Source organism: Rahnella sp. ChDrAdgB13 (genome assembly GCF_017655185.1).
Classification (GTDB): domain Bacteria; phylum Pseudomonadota; class Gammaproteobacteria; order Enterobacterales; family Enterobacteriaceae; genus Rahnella; species Rahnella contaminans.
Window position 1 is genome coordinate 1 of record NZ_JAEMGT010000101.1, and the last position, 17,063, is coordinate 17,063.

Annotated in this window: 15 protein-coding genes; 1 reads left to right on the plus strand and 14 read right to left on the minus strand. The window is 53.5% G+C overall.

Annotated elements, in window-relative coordinates; genetic code table 11:
* Positions 1 to 144: 144 nt before the first annotated feature.
* The 5 genes from J8X26_RS21730 to trxC all read right to left on the minus strand — a co-directional run bounded on the left by J8X26_RS21730 (position 145) and on the right by trxC (position 5,999).
* On the minus strand, positions 145 to 492 hold the full coding sequence (locus tag J8X26_RS21730) for a YfiM family lipoprotein (protein WP_208951934.1): 348 nt from the start codon (positions 490 to 492) through the stop codon (positions 145 to 147).
* Positions 493 to 553: 61 nt separating this feature from the next.
* Positions 554 to 1,906 (minus strand): CDP-diacylglycerol--serine O-phosphatidyltransferase, encoded by a 1,353-nt coding sequence (gene pssA / locus J8X26_RS21735; protein WP_371819711.1) that lies wholly within the window; start codon positions 1,904 to 1,906, stop codon positions 554 to 556.
* 87 nt (positions 1,907 to 1,993) lie between these two features.
* Complete coding sequence (locus J8X26_RS21740; RefSeq protein WP_208951935.1) at positions 1,994 to 4,714, minus strand: bifunctional acetate--CoA ligase family protein/GNAT family N-acetyltransferase; 2,721 nt, start codon at positions 4,712 to 4,714, stop codon at positions 1,994 to 1,996.
* Between the two features lie 31 nt (positions 4,715 to 4,745).
* Entirely contained in the window at positions 4,746 to 5,450 is a 705-nt protein-coding gene (locus J8X26_RS21745) for a tRNA-uridine aminocarboxypropyltransferase (RefSeq protein WP_208951936.1), read from the minus strand.
* A 129-nt stretch (positions 5,451 to 5,579) separates the two neighbouring features.
* On the minus strand, positions 5,580 to 5,999 hold the full coding sequence (gene trxC / locus J8X26_RS21750) for a thioredoxin TrxC (RefSeq protein ID WP_152324845.1): 420 nt from the start codon (positions 5,997 to 5,999) through the stop codon (positions 5,580 to 5,582).
* A gap of 243 nt (positions 6,000 to 6,242) precedes the next feature.
* On the opposite strand from trxC, the gene J8X26_RS21755 reads away from it, so the two are divergent.
* Positions 6,243 to 7,346, plus strand: a complete 1,104-nt coding sequence (locus J8X26_RS21755) for a tRNA/rRNA methyltransferase (RefSeq protein ID WP_152324846.1) — start codon at positions 6,243 to 6,245, stop codon at positions 7,344 to 7,346.
* Positions 7,347 to 7,436: 90 nt separating this feature from the next.
* On the opposite strand, the gene emrB is transcribed toward J8X26_RS21755, so the two are convergent.
* The 9 genes from emrB to proX (J8X26_RS21800) form a co-directional block, all read right to left on the minus strand.
* A complete protein-coding gene (gene emrB, locus J8X26_RS21760) occupies positions 7,437 to 8,972 on the minus strand; it encodes a multidrug efflux MFS transporter permease subunit EmrB (RefSeq protein WP_152324847.1) in 1,536 nt (511 codons plus the stop codon).
* A 17-nt stretch (positions 8,973 to 8,989) separates the two neighbouring features.
* Entirely contained in the window at positions 8,990 to 10,165 is a 1,176-nt protein-coding gene (gene emrA, locus J8X26_RS21765) for a multidrug efflux MFS transporter periplasmic adaptor subunit EmrA (protein ID WP_208951937.1), read from the minus strand.
* A gap of 25 nt (positions 10,166 to 10,190) precedes the next feature.
* Positions 10,191 to 11,645 carry an efflux transporter outer membrane subunit gene (locus tag J8X26_RS21770; protein WP_152324849.1) on the minus strand — a complete coding sequence of 485 codons (1,455 nt, stop codon included), beginning with the start codon at positions 11,643 to 11,645 and terminating at the stop codon, positions 10,191 to 10,193.
* Between the two features lie 23 nt (positions 11,646 to 11,668).
* Positions 11,669 to 12,190, minus strand: coding sequence for a transcriptional repressor MprA (gene mprA / locus J8X26_RS21775; protein ID WP_152324850.1), 522 nt, complete (start codon positions 12,188 to 12,190; stop codon positions 11,669 to 11,671).
* A gap of 175 nt (positions 12,191 to 12,365) precedes the next feature.
* Complete coding sequence (gene ygaH / locus J8X26_RS21780) at positions 12,366 to 12,710, minus strand: L-valine transporter subunit YgaH (protein WP_152324851.1); 345 nt, start codon at positions 12,708 to 12,710, stop codon at positions 12,366 to 12,368.
* Positions 12,700 to 13,461 (minus strand): AzlC family ABC transporter permease, encoded by a 762-nt coding sequence (locus tag J8X26_RS21785; RefSeq protein WP_152324852.1) that lies wholly within the window; start codon positions 13,459 to 13,461, stop codon positions 12,700 to 12,702. The genes ygaH and J8X26_RS21785 overlap by 11 nt, the downstream gene beginning before the upstream one ends.
* Positions 13,462 to 13,636: 175 nt before the next feature.
* Complete coding sequence (locus J8X26_RS21790) at positions 13,637 to 14,821, minus strand: MFS transporter (RefSeq protein WP_208951938.1); 1,185 nt, start codon at positions 14,819 to 14,821, stop codon at positions 13,637 to 13,639.
* 196 nt (positions 14,822 to 15,017) lie between these two features.
* Positions 15,018 to 16,013: a glycine betaine/L-proline ABC transporter substrate-binding protein ProX gene (gene proX, locus J8X26_RS21795; protein ID WP_152324854.1), complete on the minus strand. Its 996-nt coding sequence runs from the start codon at positions 16,011 to 16,013 to the stop codon at positions 15,018 to 15,020.
* A gap of 24 nt (positions 16,014 to 16,037) precedes the next feature.
* Positions 16,038 to 17,042: a glycine betaine/L-proline ABC transporter substrate-binding protein ProX gene (gene proX, locus J8X26_RS21800; protein ID WP_152324855.1), complete on the minus strand. Its 1,005-nt coding sequence runs from the start codon at positions 17,040 to 17,042 to the stop codon at positions 16,038 to 16,040.
* Positions 17,043 to 17,063: the final 21 nt, after the last annotated feature.

Consider the following 17,063-nt stretch of genomic DNA (forward strand, 5'->3'; position numbering starts at 1 on the left):
GGAACTGCCAGGCATCAAATAAGTAGAAAGCCCTGTACTGACGTACAGGGCTTTTTGCTATGGGAAATTTGGGTGAAGCATCGTGAATTTTGAAGGCAATATATCGCGTTCAGTCTCAACATATTCACGGTAAATGGTTGCTTATTAATAGTGCGTCAGATGATAAGCGCTGTATCCGACAGCCGCTCCTGCAATATCCCAGCTAAAGTCCTTCCAGCTCCAGCCACTTCCTCCCGCACGGCTATCATAAAGCTCTTTTGTCGCCCCAAGGCCGACTGAAAATAATAAGCCGAATGAACGACTGCGCGCTTCATTCCTGCCCTGATTATCTGCGTAGGCTGTGCCTGCTGCCGCTAATACCGCAGAGCCAACAAAGTGCCCGGCTTTGTCCTTACCTGTCCATTGGTCATTGGCGAAATGGGTACAACCGCTGCAAAAAAATATAAGGCTGATGACAGAGAGTCTGACGGAAGAAGGGAGTAATGGCGTCATAAAATGAAATTCCAGATATAAAAAAGCCCGATCAGGATGATCAGGCTTTCAGTATAGCCAATTATAGAATTCGGCTGATTAATCTGTCGATTCGAATCCGCCGCAGACGGCGAATAAGTTTACGTACTTTAACCGGATAATTAGGAATACTTTCCAGTTCCATGTAATGAGAGACAACTTGCGTATGCTGGCGGATCTGTTCCAGCTCTTTTTGACGCTCAACCGCCATCTCTTTAAGCGGATCGTGGATCAAAATGGCATTCTCCAGATCCAAACGCCAGGCGCGTGGGTTGAGGTTATTACCGGTGATCAGCTGCCAGCGGTCATCCACCCACATACCTTTCAGATGGTAACTATTGTCCCCATCTTTCCATAACCGGACAATTAATTGCCCGCTGTCGACAAAGCGTTGCAAACGGCTCAGGAAGCGGCGCAGATTGATTTCATACAAATAAGGCAAGGCGCCGATGATTTTAAAAGGTTGATCTTGCGGAATGTAGAAATCGTTAGCGGTTTTATCACCCACAATAATTTCAACCTGTTTACCCCGGCGCAGCAAATGAATGATATTGCGCGCCAGCATTGCAGGCATATTGAAATAAGGAGTACACAGCGTCAGCTTATGATCGGTGCTGGCCATTAAATGGTGAATCGTACGATTCAATTCATTCTGCTTGCCCAGGCCTACAATTGGCGTGACCGCCAGTTCATCATTACCGGCGCTGTCTTTGAAATGATAACCACTGGTGCGCAGGGTTTGCCGAAACTGACGCGTTTCGTTCTTAATCTCAATACTTTTAGGGCGATCTTCACGATCGAGACGCTGAACCGCTGCGGCAGTGAGGATCGATTTCTTTATAAAGTCGATCATCGTGTTAGCCAGCGTAGTATTTGTCAGCAACTGATAACGGTCATAACGATATTTTTCATGACGATGCAGATACACATCATTAAGACTTGCGCCGCTGTAAATGACCTGATCGTCGATAACAAAGCCTTTGAGGTGCAAAACGCCCAGGGCTTCACGGGTATTCACAGGTACGCCATAGACCGGTACGGAAAGCTCAGGATGCTCTTTCGCCATACGACAATACCAGTCAGCATTGGTATTGGCCGCAGCTGCGCCGATACGCCCACGCTGAGCGCGGTGCCAGTCAACCAGCACGCAAATCTCCAGTTCAGGACGCCGCTGCTTGGCATCATACAGCGCCGACAACACATCGCGACCACCATCATCGTTCTCTAAATAGAGAGCAACCAGATAAATCCGTTGGGTGGCGTTGGCAATGGCTTCAAGCAGTGCCTTACGGAAATCGGTAGGGCAGTAGAGCGTTTTTACAGCACCAACTGTTTGGGGGAGTTTTGGCAGTTGAGCAAGGTGTTGTTGATGTTTATTACGTTTGAATTTTGACAACATCACAGTGCGCTTCTTCTCTCTTCAGGTAATGATTTTAGCGGCACAGACAAACTGTGGTGACCGCACAATCGGTCGATAATACCATTAGTCCTGCCGCATGTGCGCATCTTTTGCCTGTTCATCGCTCAGGCTCACGGTTTTCTGCTGTGAATTTCGGCGCTTTTCCAGTGCCAGAGACAGATTAACAATACTGTCCTGAATCTGAATATCGACGTCAAATCCCAGTTTTTTAGCCAGTGTAATCATGCCGCGGTTATTCGGCATCGTGATGCCTGTAAGACGTTGCAGGCCGTGCTCTGCGGCGTAATCAATCATCTTATCCAGCAGACGTCGCCCGAGCCCCAGACCTTTCAAATCAGATCGTACCAGTACGGAGAATTCGGCATCGATATTGTCGGGATCCGAAACGGTTCGCGTGACCCCAATAATTTCACTTTCTTCATTTTCTGTACGCACGGCGACAAAAGCCATCTCACGGTCATAATCAATCTGCGTCATGTTCGCTAAATCTTCATGAGTGAACTCATTAATCTCACTGAAATAGCGGTAATACAGGTCTTCTTTAGTGACCTTCAGGATGAAAGCTTTCAGCAGCGGCTCATCTTCCGGAAGAATCGGGCGGAACAGTGCAGGCAGTCCATTCTTCAGTATAACGTGCTCTTCGAGTTCACGCGGATAAGGACGGATTGCCAGTCGTGATGGTGTCCCGGCAGAAAGTGCAGAAAGCTGCATGGAAACATCAAGCAGGCTGAGTTCATTACCGGACACCAGCAAAGGATGAATATCCAGCCGTTCGATTTCCGGACAATCAATAATCAGGTTAGACACGTTAACCAGAAGCTGACTCAGGGCGGGAATATCGAGAGGATGTAACGCATTGCGACCGCGTATTTTACCGCTCTTCAATGCCTGCACGACCTGGTAGCGCGCCAGCGTCATGTTCAGGGGCGGAAGCGAAACGGCTGCCTGCCTTTCCGGACGCCAGTCAGTTCCGCCTTCGGCCAGCATAATCAGCGGGCCGAAGACCGGATCCTGCTCTACGACTACCCGTAATTCCTGAGAGCCCGGGCGGTTAGCCATCGTCTGTACCAGCAGACCCAGAATTCGCGCCTGTGGAAATGCCTCTCTGGCGCGGTCAAATATCGCATTCGCCGCCTGTTCCACTTCGCTGGCGGTGCGCAGATATAACATGACGCCCTGAACTTCAGAGTTATGCGGAATGTCCGGCGAACGCAGTTTCAGCGCAACGGGATAACCAATCTGGCTGGCAATATTTACGGCTTCAGCGCTGTCACTGGCGATCCACGTCGGCAGCACATTCATTCCGTACGCCTGCAAAATCGCGCGGACTTCATGTGTATCAAGCTGCGTGGTGCCTTCTGCCAGCGTTTGTGCAATCAGTTTGTGAGCCTGATCGGTATTTTGTTCAAGGTCTGCTGGCAGCGCAGGCGTTTCTTTCAGCTGTTTCTGATTCCGGCGATATTCCACCATATGCATAAACGCCGTTACCGCGCCTTCCGGGGTGCGGTAAGTCGGGATCCCGGCGGTACTGAACAGCTTGCGCGCTTCCTGCGAGGAGAATTCCCCGCACCAGTTTGTCAGCAGCGTGATGTATTTTCCGCGTGGATGTTTTCGAACGACATCTATCACCCCGCTTGCTGTCACTGTACCGTTCGCTGCGGCACTCGGGGCGTGTATCACCAGCAGGGCGTCGTAATCTGTACTGTCGAGCAGCGCCATTATCACCGACTGATATAGCTGAGGCGTGGCGTCATCATGCAAATCCAGCGGATTAGAGGCGGTAATGTTCTTCGGCAGAATGCCAGTCAGCGCTTTGCTCGCTTCATTCCCCAGCCTTGCCAGTTTGCCGTTACGCAACAGCAGCTGATCTAACGCCATAGCCGCCGGTGCAGCGCCGTTACTGATAATGAGTAAGCGCTCACCGCGCAACGGGCGCATATGGCTCAGGGTTTCGACGGCCGAAAACAGTTCATGCGTATCTTGTACGCGCAGCAAACCCGCACGCTGGATGGCGGCATCGTAGGCCGCGTCGAGGCTGAGCGGGCTGTTCAGTAGCTGCTGAGCCTGTCCGCTGCGGCCACTTTTGATGACCAGAATAGGCTTGTTGCGTGATGCGCTGCGCGAAGCAGAAAGAAAACGCCGGGCATCGCTGATGTGCTCCAGATAAAGAAGGATGGCGCTGGTTTTTGTATCGCGGGCGAGAAAATCAAGCAGATCATCAACGTCGATATCCAGGCTGTCTCCCAGTGAGACAAAATACGAAAATCCGACGGCACGCTGCTGCGCCCAGTCAAGAATGGTATTAGCCACGGCGGCCGATTGCGAAATAAATGCAAGTTTGCCCGGCAGGATCGGCACCGGAGAAAAACTGGCATTCAGCTTTTGCCAGGGAGCGAGAATGCCGAGACTGTTTGGCCCAAGCAGCCGCATTGAAAAACGCTGGGCGCAGGCTTTCAGTTCCGCGAACTGATCGGGTTGAGAGGAAAGCACGATGACAGTTTTGCAGCCGCGCTCGCCGAGCTGTTCCAGCAGCGCCATATTACGGTCTGCGTGCGTGCAGAGAATGGCGAGATCAGGCGACATCGGCAGACTGGCGACATCCTGCCAGGTCAGAACGCCACAGACTGCGCGATAAGCCGGAGTGACCGGCAAAACAGGGCCGTTGAAGCCGCTGTCGAGCAGATTGCGCATCATCAGATAGCCGGCGCGCCCCGGTTTATTACTGGCGCCGACGACGGCAATCGACTCAGGTCGTAATAGTGCTTCTAGTCCGCGCTGGCTCATCGTCTCTCCGATTCATCATGTTCCCATGATTCTAGAGGCTTTCTTCGTTCTTTGCTGTGAGCTGATGCACCGGATGATGGGGTTTTCCTGCCAGATATTGCGTGCGGAAATGCGTAAAATGTCGTGATAAACCCGCCGACGCCTGTGTATCGCCGGCTTTTTCGAGCAACGCGGCGGCCACTTCAACGGTGCAATGCAATTCCGGACGCGAGGCTTCACGCAGGATATAGCCGGAGCTGGCGCTTACATCCAGAGAGAATACCGGCAGATTATCCAGATACGGACTTTTGCGGAACATCTTGCGTGCTTCATTCCAGGTGCCGTCCAGCATGATAAACAGCGGCGGTTTACTGCCCTCGGGGACTTCGGTAAAGACCTGACGCGGCGGCGTTGCGAAAGACGCCGGAAAAACTACATAAGGCTGGCGCGACGGGTCAGAAATGGCATCCAGCAACGCCGGATCGGTTTCCGTACGCGACCACAGAAATGCCTGCGTATCCGGCAAAACATCCGCAATCAGGCGACCGGTATTGCTGGGCTTCATCGGCTCGGTGTCAAACATCACCAGACAGAAACGGCTGTTCGCCTGATGAATCTCACGCGTGGCGCAGATGCAATGACGTAGAGGTAACAGGCATGCCTGGCAACGAATGGCACGGGATCCCCGGGCCAGAAAAGGGCGGGTCGATCGGGCTAAACGCTGCTCACGCAGGCGTAGGACGGCGTTGTCTGACATAAGCATTCCGGTATTCGAAAAGCGGCTATTTTAATCACCCGCCGTTCGCTGGCAAGCAGCATCTGCTGAACGTACAAAAAGGCCCGCGCTGAGGCGGGCCATCGGCAGGGCTTTATAACGGCTTATGCGTTACAATGATTCATTAAGCCAGGTGTTGAAAGGCGCTTTAGGCATTGCGCCGCTCAACATATCGACCATTTTGCCTTCATTAAACACCATAATGGTCGGAATACTGCGAATACGGAACCGCGCGCTCAGTTCAGGTTCTGCTTCGGTATTAACCTTAATGAAACGGATTTTACCGGCACGTTCCTGCGCAACATCTTCAAAAATAGGCGCGAAGTTCACGCACGGGCCACACCACGGTGCCCAGAAATCGATGACAACCGGCAGGTCGTCCTGCAGATATTTGTCCAGCGTGGCGGCAGTGGCGTGAACTACATCGCCTTCAAAAAGTGCATGACCGCAGCGGCCGCATTTCGCGCCGTCGTCGATACGATCCTCAGGCAGGCGGTTGGTGGCCTGACATGATGAACAAACCGTATTCATAAATAGCCTCTACATTGCTTAACGTGAGAAGGGTATCAACCAGAAACCCGCTTTTACCCTTAAAAATGGTTAATAAAGCGGCTGATATGTTACTTGTATGTTGTAAGTATGGAGGCACCGCGTCACGGAAACAACGCGGTTTATTCAATGAATACGATAGTTTTTAGCTTTTGGTCGAAAGCCTGTGGCTTAGCTCACAGACATCAGGTAATCTTCGCGCCCTGCGCGTAGGTGGAGAGAAAAATGAACGATTCATTCAGTGGCAAGAACGGCAAAGTCAAAGTGATGTACGTCCGTAGTGACGACGACGGCGATAACCGCAACAACGATAAACGTCCTTCCAACAATAAAGGACGTCCGGGCGATAAACCTCGCCAGGGTTCCCGTCCTGACGATGCCCGCCGCAATGAGCGTCGTAGCAGCGATTCCCGTGGAGATTCACGCGGCCCTGCACCTCGTCGTGGTGATGATCGCCCGCGTCGTCCGGCACGTGAAGACGACGGTCCGTACTCCTCACCATGGAAAACCGTTTCCCGTGCACCGGCGGATGAATCCGTACCGGATCACGGTGGTATCAGCGGTAAAAGTTTCATCGACCCTGAACAGCTGCGTCGTCAGCGTCAGGAAGAAACCCGCGTTTACGGCGAGAATGCCTGTCAGGCGCTGTTTGCCAGCCGTCCTGATGCGATTGTTCGCGCGTGGTTTGTGCAATCAGTCACGCCACGTTTCCGCGAGGCGCTGCGCTGGATGGCGGCAAACCGCAAAGCGTATCACGTGGTTGAAGACGAAGAGCTGGTGAAAGCTTCCGGCACCGAGCACCATGGCGGCGTGTGTTTCCTGATTAAAAAACGTCAGGGTCTGGATGCAGAAACCTATCTGCAATCTGCTCCTGCGAAAGACTGTGTGCTGGCGCTGGAAAACGTCGGTAACCCGCATAACCTCGGCGGTATCATGCGTTCATGTGCGCATTTTGGTATCAACGGGATGATGGTTCAGGATCCGGCTCAGCTGGAATCCGGTGCAGCCGTGCGTACCGCTGAAGGCGGCGCAGAACACGTTAAAGCTATCAGTGCGGATAACTTCCTTGATGTGCTGGCGACCTTCCGTAAAGCCGGTTACACCATCGTGACCACGTCCAGCCACAAAGGGACGGCGCTCGGTAAAGCTGAGCTGCCTGCCAAAATGGTGCTGGTGCTGGGTGAAGAAAGCGACGGCCTGTCCGACAGCGCATGGCAGCAGGGCGACCTGAGCGTGTCTATCGGCGGTACGGGCAAAGTGGAAAGCCTGAACGTTTCCGTTGCGACCGGTATTTTGCTGGCTGAATGGTGGCGTCAGAATCAGGCGTAAATCCTGATTTTCACCCATAAAAAACGGACGCCCTGAGCGTCCGTTTTGCTTTCTGATGTTTACTGATTCGTGTTAACTGACCACATGAAATCAGTGCGCACCTCCGCCGCCACCGCCGCTACTGAATGGCGGACGGGCGAACCAGATTAAGATCAGCAGTACCAGGAATGCCCCGCCGGATAACCAGAAAATCTCGTTAGCAGAGATGATAAGCCCCTGATTCGTAATTTCCCGCGCTATCCAGCCGGAAGCCTGCTGATGGCTCATGCCAATCCCTTCCAGCTGCTGATAAGTCTGCGTCGCCGCCGGGTTGTACGGTGTGATGTTTTCGGTCAGCTGCGCATGGTGCAGCGATTCCCGGTTTGACCACATCGTCGTGGTGATTGACGTCCCGATAGAACCCGCCAGCGTACGAATAAAGTTCGACAAACTGGAGGCTGCCGCCATACGTTCCGGCGGTAATCCCGACAAAATAATGGTGGTCAGCGGCATGAAGAAGCAGCCTACCGCAAAGCCCTGAATAAACTGCGGCCATGCAGAAGCACCAAAATCCATCCCCGGTTCAAAGGTATACGCACGCCAGAAGAAACAGTAGGCGTACATAATAAAGCTGAACGTCACCAGTTTTCGCATATCCAGACGGTGTGCGAAGCGGCCAATAATCGGCGACATCAGCACCGGCAGAATACCCACCGGCGCGGACGCCAGACCCGCCCAGGTGGCGGTATAACCATAGACCTCCTGCAACAGCTGCGGCAGCAAAACAATCGCGCCGAAGTAGAGCATGTAGGCCAGGCTGATACACAGTACGCCGATGGTGAAGTTTCGGGATTTAAACAGTGACAGATCAACTATCGGGTGGTCATCGGTCAGCTCCCAGACAACCAGGAAGCACAATGCGATCACCGCCACGACCGCCAGTACAATAATTTCCGTCGAGTTAAACCAGTCCAGCTCCTTGCCCCGGTCGAGCATCACCTGCAATGCGCCAATGCCCAGCACCAGTAACACCAGCCCGACGCTGTCGATCGGGCGGATCTGCGTGGCGGTTTCGCGGCCTTTCAGGGTTCTCAGCGTCAGCACAACGACCACGATGGCGATCGGTACGTTGATGAAGAAGATCCATCCCCAGTGGAAGTTATCACTGATATAACCGCCGAGGATCGGCCCGCAAATCGGGGCGACGATCACCGTCATCGACCAGAGCGCGAGCGCGGTACTTCGCTTGGCCGGCGGATAGTTATTCAGTAGCAAACTTTGTGATAACGGGATCAGCGGACCTGCTACCACGCCTTGCAGCACACGGAAGAAGATCAGCATTTCCAGGCTGTTGGACATCCCGCAAAGCCAGGACGCGAGCGCAAACAGTATCGTGGACCACAGGAACAGTTTGACCTCACCGATGCGCTTTGCCAGCCAGCCGGTGATGGGGATCGAGATGGCGTTTGCCACCCCGAACGACGTAATGACCCAGGTGCCCTGTGAGTTCGAGGCACCCAGATTCCCGGCGATGGTCGGGATCGCCACGTTGGCGATCGTCGAGTCCAGCACCTGCATAAAGGTGGCCAAAGACAAAGCCACCGTCATCCAGGCCAGCGGGGCGCCTACCAGCGGTTTATTTGCCACAGAGGCCTCCGGAGGTTTTAGCCCGCATTTGCGTGAATAACATCAGCAATGATGGCATTAGCCGGGGCCAGATCCAGTGTCAGAGCCGAAGTCTGGTACAGCGGTTCGGAACGCACGGTATCAGCCAGCACCAGGCCATCACGGTTTTGAGTATCAACCGTCACCAGCGTGGACAAACCAATGCGCAGCGGATGTTCCGCCACTTCCTGATCGTTAAGCTCAATACGCACCGGCAGGCGCTGAACCACTTTGATCCAGTTGCCGGTCGCATTTTGTGCAGGAAGCAGCGAGAACGCGCCGCCGGTGCCCATATCCATACCGACCACTTTGCCGTGATATTTCACGTCATCGCCGTACATATCGCTGACGACGGTGGCGACCTGACCAATACGCATATTCGCCAGCTGAGTTTCTTTAAAGTTGGCATCAACCCAGATGTGATGAGCAGGAACAACGGCCATCAGAGACGTGGTCGGGCTGATTTGCTGTCCGACCTGAACCGCGCGACGGGAAACAAAACCGTCAATCGGGCTGCGCACTTTGGTTCGTTGCAGGGCAAGCCATGCGTCACGTACCTGTGCCGCGGCCTGCATCACCTGCGGTTGTTTATCGACCGGCGTATCCAGAATCATCGCCTGATTCGCGTTGTATTGCTGTACGGCGACATCATATTGCGCTTTCGCGGTATCCACGGCGTCACGGGCGTGTTGCAGTTCTTCACGGCCAATCGCGTCAACGTTGCCCAGCACGATACGGCGTTTCAGGTCAGACTGCGCCTGTTGTAGTTGTGTCGCACGCAGTGCGATATTTGCCTGATACTGTTTGCCGTTGATGATCAGCTGATGCGTCTGGCGGACGCTGTTAGCCAGCGCCGTTTTAGAACGTTCAAACGCCTGTTCCGCATCGGTCGGATCAATAGTCACCAGCACATCGCCTTTTTTGACAAAGTCGGTGCTGTCGAAATTGACGTCAGTCACGCTGCCTGACACCTGCGCCATAATCTGAACCTGATTACCGGCAACATACGCATCATCGGTAGACTGGAAATGACGTAACACCAGCAGCCAGTAGAACAGGTAGGCGATGGCGATAAGAATGAAAATCCCGGTTAACAAGAGCATCGCGACTTTGCGCGTTTTCTTCTTATTTTTCGGAGCTTGCGGCGTTGCCTGAGTTTCGGCATTTGCGCTCATGGTCTTCTCCACACTGAGTCTTTTATTATGATTTTTGGTTCGCAGCCGGGGCCTGATAGCCACCCCCGAGCGCACGAATGAGACTGATTTTTGCCTGCATCAGCTGACTGCTGGCGGTAAGTTGCGCCTGTTGCTGTTGCAGGAGCGCTGACTGGCTGCTTAACAGCTCATCCCGTCCGATGACGCCAGCGTTGTATCTTGCATCCGAAACGCGATACACCTCTTCCAGCGATTTAGCGGCAGAAGAAGCCTGCTGCAATTGTTCAACGCCGCTTTTCGAGAGGGTAATGGCATCCGCAGTTTGCTGGATGGCGTTCAGGATGGTCTGGTTATATGACTCAACGGACTGATCATATAACGCGGACTCTTCGCCCAGTTTGGAACGCAGTGCGCCCGCGTGGAATATCGGCAGCGAAATCGCTGGCGTGATATTCCAGGCCTTGCTGGCTGCTTCCAGAAGATTCGGGCTGGTGCCGCCGTAGTTGGTGGTCGTCAGACCGCCAAAGGCGCTGATGGAAAGGCTTGGGTAGAACTCTTTTTTGGCCGCACTGACGCGCTGGGAATAAGATTCCACCAGATCACGCTGTGCAGTAATGTCCGGGCGTTTACCCAGCAAATCCAGCGTCAGCTCGCCTTTCGGTGCCAGCGCTTCAGCCGGTGGCAATGCCACGGCGTGAAGTCCGTTCATCGCATCAGGCCCCTGACCCGCCAGCGCGGAAAGCTGATGTCTCAGCTGTTCGGTCTGGGCTTTCAGGTTGATGATTTGCTGTTTAGCACTGTCGGCCTGCGCCTGGGTTTGTTGCGGAATTTCAATGCCATAGACACCGGCCTGATACTGCGCTTTGCGCAAATCCGCCAGATGCTGATTGTTATCCACTTCATGTTGCAGAACATCCTGCAAAGCCAGATTGGCCTGCAACTGATAATAGGCTGACGCCACCGAACTGGTCAGCGTCAGCGCGGCTTCTGCCTGCTCGGCGCGGGCGGAATCCACCTGTGCTTTCGCGGCATTCACCTGATTGCGGTATTTACCCCACCAGTCAAACTCATAGCTCAGATTCAGCCCGAGGCTGTTGCTGTTATCATAGATTGGCGCTTCCGGATAGCTGGTCAGGAACGGCGGGATCGTGTTTTTAGCCACACGTTCACGTCGCATCGAACCATTCAAATCCAGATAGGGGCCATTGGCTGCATCTGCTTCGCCCATCACGCTCTGCGCTTCGCGCACACGAGCCGCGGCCTGACGCAATGACGGCGAGTTTTGCAACGTCGTGGTCATCAGGTTATCAAGCTGCGGATCATTAAGACTACGCCACCACTGTGGGCCGATGGTCAGAGAACTGACTTTTGCCTGCTGCAGATGAAGCTGTTGGGTATCCAGCAGCGACGACTGAGGAGCAATATTATTACTGGAGGCGCAGCCAGCCAAAATCAAAACGGCAAACAGCGGCGTAAGCCTCCAGCGAGCTTGGAGTGACATGTGTGGTTTACCTGAACAGAAATTTAGAATTGTTGTAGTGCTGTCGCATCCATCTGATCAAGGCGAGTTAACAGTTTGCGCGTCAGGGTTTCTAACTGCTTCTGCTCATCTGCGTCCAGGGTTGACCAGAGAAAATGCAGGCTCTTATGTTGAGGCGGCAGTAACTTCTGGATAAAAGCTTCACCATCGGCCGTCAGGTGCAAATGCAGACACCGACGGTCATTGTCGCTCTCACGACGTTCAATCCATCCGCGTTTTTCCAATTCATCCGCAATACGGGTGGCATTGGTGCGGGAAGAACCCAGCGCTGAGCTTAGCTCCGAAGGCTGAATACTGTGGCTTTCCTGCGCATCAAGTGTGATCAGAGCCATAAACAGCGTTTCGTTGATGCCTTGCGCTTTCAGCATCTTATTGCGGTTTTCCAGTAATTTACTTTGCATGTGCATACACAGGCGCGTCAGCAGGATTTCCTGATAAGGGAAATCTTTTTGCTTTTTAGCCCGGAAATTTAACATGTGTTCAATTGGCGCGAACGAACTGTCCATATGAGAAGCCTCATTAGTTACAGATGACATAGTAACGATGGTAATTAATAATATCAATGTCATGAATCACCAATTCTTTAGCAATTAGTGTGATTCATAACTCCAGTGAATTATTCGATGTTTAAAGTATTCGGCAGAGTTTGCTCTGCTGTTACTCTGCGGTAAAAAATGGTCTTCAGCCTGCGGCCATCAGCATCACCTTGAACACCAGCCCGTACACCAGAGCGCCGGACAGCGTGGCCATAATGATACTTTTGGTTCGCCAGAAAATGATCGCGAGCACCACAAAACCGGCCAGTGAAGGCAGCAGTTTTTGTTGATCACGAAGAATTTCCGGAGTGCTGGATACCACCAGTAATGCACAGATTGAGGCGATACCGATGCTGTCTAGCACGCGGGATAGCGGGCCGCTTTTCAGTGTCCCGGACTTCTGCCGCGCGCCCATGCGCAGTGGCAAATATCGAAAGAGGTAATTGACGGCGCCGACCAGCAGGCAAACCAGAATGACATTAGTGCTCATCCGGGGTGACCTCCGTGGTGCCCGCTGAGGCTGCGGGTTGCAGCAGGGCGGCCAGACATCCGGCGCCGAGGCCGCATCCGATAGCGGCAGGGATCGACCAGAACAACAGTCCGCCGAGCGAACCGGCCAGCGAGGCGACAAACACCATGCTTTGCTGGCGCTTAAAAGCGGCGAGCAGGAAACTCAGGAAAAGGGCGGGCAACATGAATCCGAGCGCAGCTTCAATGGCAGGGTAATTTTCCAGCGGACCATTGCCGAAAAGTGCGCCGACGGCGGTGCCGAAAACCCACGAGAGCCAGGAAGAAAGCGCGATGCCACACATCCAGTTCTCGCTCCAGCTGCGTTTATCACGGACGAGTTTGGCGGTGGCGGCGGCAAAGACCTCATCGGTCAGGCCAAACGCCCAGAGTGCGGTTTTTTTGCCGCTGAGTTTTCCTGCAATACGGTTACGCAGCGAAGGACCGTAGAGAACATGGCGAACGTCCATGGCCATCACGGTCAGAGCAGAAACCCAGAGAGACATCCCTGCGCTGAGCAGCGCGGTGATCACAAACTGACTGGCGCCAGCATAGATAAGTATGGAGAACAGCAGACTTTCAGCGGGCGTGAAACCGAGTTTGACGGCGCTGAGGCCGAACGCAAAAGCGATAGGAAGATAACCAATCACGATAGGAAGGCTATCGGTAATACCTTGTGCGAAAGTGGAAACGCGAACGGGGTCAGGCGCTTCGAGATCAGGGTTGCTGTGCATGGGTATTTAAAACATTGTGAAAACCGGGAGGATGCCGGCGAATAATTTATGGCGTAAACATTACCAGACTGTAAGTATTGTTAACACCCTTTGGTCCAAATAAATTTCTAATATGATTATTCGCAAGCTAATCAGGAGGGGTGATGATTCCCTCCTGATGTAATTTCGTACGTTATCAGGCCAGCTTGTGTTTATACCCTTTCAGCCAGACCAGTAAATTCAGTACGCACATGATGGTGCCTGCCACCGAGACCCCATACCAGCCCGCCGTTTGATAAGCCGAAGCCGACACCAGAGACCCTACCGCGCCGCCAATAAAGTACGTTGTCATGTAGCCTGCGGTCAGGCGGTTACGCGCTTCCGGCATCGATTTATAAATCACACTTTGATTGGTGATGTGTACACCCTGAACCGAAAGGTCCAAAACGATGATGCCGACGATCAGGCAGATCACCGAATGCTGACCGTAAGCAATCGCCGCCCAGGACAGTAAAAGCAGCACCAGCCCCGCCGTTGTTGTCAGATGCGCTTTGCCTTTGTCGGCCAGATGTCCGGCGCGTGTAGCCGCCAGTGCGCCCGCTGCGCCGACCAGACCAAACAAGCCAATCACCCCTTCGGAATAGTGATACGCAGGACCGGCCAGCAGGAACGCCATTGACGTCCACAGAATACTGAAGTTGGCAAAACAGAACATACCGATCAGCGCGCGGGTGCGTAAAACTGGCGTGTGGATAAACAGGGTGAAAATGGATTTAAGCAGTTGCGGATAATTAAGATCCGTATGTTGCTGATGTTTTGGCAGTTTGCGCCACAACACCAGTGCCATGATAATCATCAGCGCACTGGCAACCCAGTACACCGTCCGCCAGCCGCCAAGCGTCGCCAGTGCACCGGCAACCGTCCGGGCCAGCAGAATACCCAGCAACAGGCCGGACATAATCAGCCCAACCACTTTGCCGCGCCGTTCCGGTTCAGCCAGCGTCGCCGCCAGCGGCACCAGAATCTGCGCCACCACCGAGAACAGCCCGGTCAGCGCCGTCCCCACCAGCATGATAGTCAGCGTCGGTGCCATCGCGGTGATCAGCAATCCGGCGGCGGAAAGCAGTGTCATCAGCACGATTAACCCGCGACGTTCAAACATATCGCCGAGCGGCACGATAAACATCAGGCCGCAGGCGTAACCCAGCTGAGCGACGGTGACGATAAAACCGGCCTGATTAACGGAAAGGCTGAACGCACGCGCAATGGTTTCCAGCAGCGGCTGCGGGTAATAGTTACTGGCGACGGCGAGCCCGGTGGCGACTGCCATCAGAATAATCAGCGCGGGGCTGAGGGAGGAATGTGTGGTCGTTTTTTTCATAATGGGGATAACAGATCTTATTGAATAAGCAGGGGAATGCGAAAAACGATTATCGTTTGAGTTAAAATATTAAACCAATGAATAGTTTTCATGGCAACTATTGGGTTTTGCAATAGCGCTTATTTCAATACGCTCCCCAAAAAAAACGGGCGGAGATTTCTCTCCGCCCGCGGGTTTTACTGAGTCTGTTCCTGCGTTACTTCGCGGCCGCAGCAGCTTCTTTCACCCAGCCATCGAACTCTTCCTGGTGGGCTTTAATCCAGCCGTCGGTCTGTGCATCGATATCAGCATCCGAGTTTTTACCGGCGTGCATCGCAGCATTCTGCGCATTGATGTCTTTCAGCGGTAATTTCATGATGGCAAACAGCTTCGCGGCGGCCGGGTTTTTCTCAGCCCAGGCTTTGTTTGCCACGATATGCATAGTGCTCACCGGGAAACCGTAGTTCTTGCCGTTTGGCAGTGTGGTATCGGCGTTTTTATCACCCGGCACGACGGAGAACGGCACCTGCATCCACAACACATCTTTGCCCGGGATCAGCACATTGCTGACCCAGTACGGCGTCCAGGTGTAATAGAAAATTGGTTTGCCTTCTTTGTATCGCGTAATGGTGTCGGCGATCATCGCGGAATAGTTACCCTGATTATGTGTCACGGTTTTTTCCAGACCGTACGCTTTCAGCTGTTCGTTCAGTGCGGCTTCACAGCCCCAGCCCGGCGTACAACCGGTCAGATCGGCTTTGCCGTCGCCGTTGGTATCAAACAGCTTGGCGAGTTTCGGATCTTTAAGCTGTTCGATGTTGGTAATGTGATACTGTTCGGCGGTTTTCTTATCGATAAGCCAGCCCTGCGCTGCGCCGGTCACATACGTCCCTTCACGATAGAAAACTTTATCGCCACCGGCGGCTTTGTACATTTCATCATGCAGCGGTGACCAGTTCACGGCGGTAAACGTGGCGTCACCGGCGGCAATGGTGGTGTAGCCGACGTTGTAATCCACTTCACGGGTCGGCTGAACGTCGTAGCCCAGTTTTTCCAGCGCCTTATTCACCAGTTCCGTCTGGAAGGTTTCTTCGCTGATGGTGCTTTGAATCGGTGTCACGCTGACGCCTTTACCCGGAAGATCGGCGGCGAACGTTGTGGCTGTGGCAAATGTGGTGAGGGCGGCAACCGCCCAGATTCCTGTCTTTTTCATAAATTCCTCTGAGATTTTCATCGGTTATTTCGTGGCGGCTGCGGCGGCCGCTTCTTTGATCCAGCCATCAAACGTGGCCTGATGTGCTTTGATCCAGCCGTCAACGTGCTGCTGGATATCATCAGAAGAGGATTCCCCTTCGTGCATCTTCAGGTTTTGCGCGTTCACATCCGCCAGCGGCAGTTTCATGATGGCGAACAGTTTCGCGGCGGCCGGGTTTTTCTCAGCCCAGGCTTTGTTCGCCACGATGTGTTCGTTGTTGACCGGGAAACCGTAGTTTTTGCCGTTCGGCAGCGTGGTATCCATGTCTTTCAGCGAGCCCGGATTGGCCGAGAACGGCACGGTCAGCCAGACCACGTCTTTGCCCGGTTTCATCTCGTTGCTCACCCAGTAAGGTGTCCAGGTGAAATACAGCACCGGTTTGCCGGATTTATAGCGGGTCAGCGTATCGGCAATAATCGCCGAATAGTTGCCTTCGTTCTGTGTAACGGTGTCGCTCAGGCCGTAGGCTTTAATCTGCGTATTGATGACGGAGCCGCATACCCAGCCCGGATTACAGCCGGCCATATCGGCTTTGCCGTCACCGTCGGCGTCAAACAGTTTGGCTATCTTCGGATCTTTCAGCTGCGACAAATCATGAATGTGATATTTGTCGGCTGTTTTCTTGTCGATCAGATAACCCTGCGCCGCGCCGCTGATATAGGTGCCCTGACGGTAAAATTTCTGATCGCCACCGGCGGCGTTGTACATGTCTTTTTGCAGCGGTTCCCAGTTCACCGCCATGTACGTCGAATCGCCGCTGGCGATGGCGGTGTACGCGACGTTGTAATCCACTTCACCGGTTTGCTGAACGTCGTAGCCCAGTTTTTGCAGGGCGCGGTTAACCAGTTCCGTCTGGAAAGTCTCTTCTGCGATGGTGCTTTGCAAAGGTTTCACGACCACGCCTTTGCCCGGTAAATCAGCGGCGAAAGCGGCGGGTGTCGCAATGGATAATGCGAGGATGAGTGCTTTTTTCTGAATTGTGCGCATGGTGAACCCTTATTCTTATTA

Coding starts and splice junctions, on each gene's coding strand:
- J8X26_RS21730 (WP_208951934.1), bottom strand. CDS start 492: ATGACGCCATTACTCCCTTCTTCCGTCAGACTCTCTGTCATCAGCCTT.
- J8X26_RS21740 (WP_208951935.1), bottom strand. CDS start 4,714: ATGAGCCAGCGCGGACTAGAAGCACTATTACGACCTGAGTCGATTGCC.
- J8X26_RS21745 (WP_208951936.1), bottom strand. CDS start 5,450: ATGTCAGACAACGCCGTCCTACGCCTGCGTGAGCAGCGTTTAGCCCGA.
- trxC (WP_152324845.1), bottom strand. CDS start 5,999: ATGAATACGGTTTGTTCATCATGTCAGGCCACCAACCGCCTGCCTGAG.
- J8X26_RS21755 (WP_152324846.1), top strand. CDS start 6,243: ATGAACGATTCATTCAGTGGCAAGAACGGCAAAGTCAAAGTGATGTAC.
- emrA (WP_208951937.1), bottom strand. CDS start 10,165: ATGAGCGCAAATGCCGAAACTCAGGCAACGCCGCAAGCTCCGAAAAAT.
- J8X26_RS21770 (WP_152324849.1), bottom strand. CDS start 11,645: ATGTCACTCCAAGCTCGCTGGAGGCTTACGCCGCTGTTTGCCGTTTTG.
- mprA (WP_152324850.1), bottom strand. CDS start 12,190: ATGGACAGTTCGTTCGCGCCAATTGAACACATGTTAAATTTCCGGGCT.
- ygaH (WP_152324851.1), bottom strand. CDS start 12,710: ATGAGCACTAATGTCATTCTGGTTTGCCTGCTGGTCGGCGCCGTCAAT.
- J8X26_RS21785 (WP_152324852.1), bottom strand. CDS start 13,461: ATGCACAGCAACCCTGATCTCGAAGCGCCTGACCCCGTTCGCGTTTCC.
- J8X26_RS21790 (WP_208951938.1), bottom strand. CDS start 14,821: ATGAAAAAAACGACCACACATTCCTCCCTCAGCCCCGCGCTGATTATT.
- proX (WP_152324854.1), bottom strand. CDS start 16,013: ATGAAAAAGACAGGAATCTGGGCGGTTGCCGCCCTCACCACATTTGCC.
- proX (WP_152324855.1), bottom strand. CDS start 17,042: ATGCGCACAATTCAGAAAAAAGCACTCATCCTCGCATTATCCATTGCG.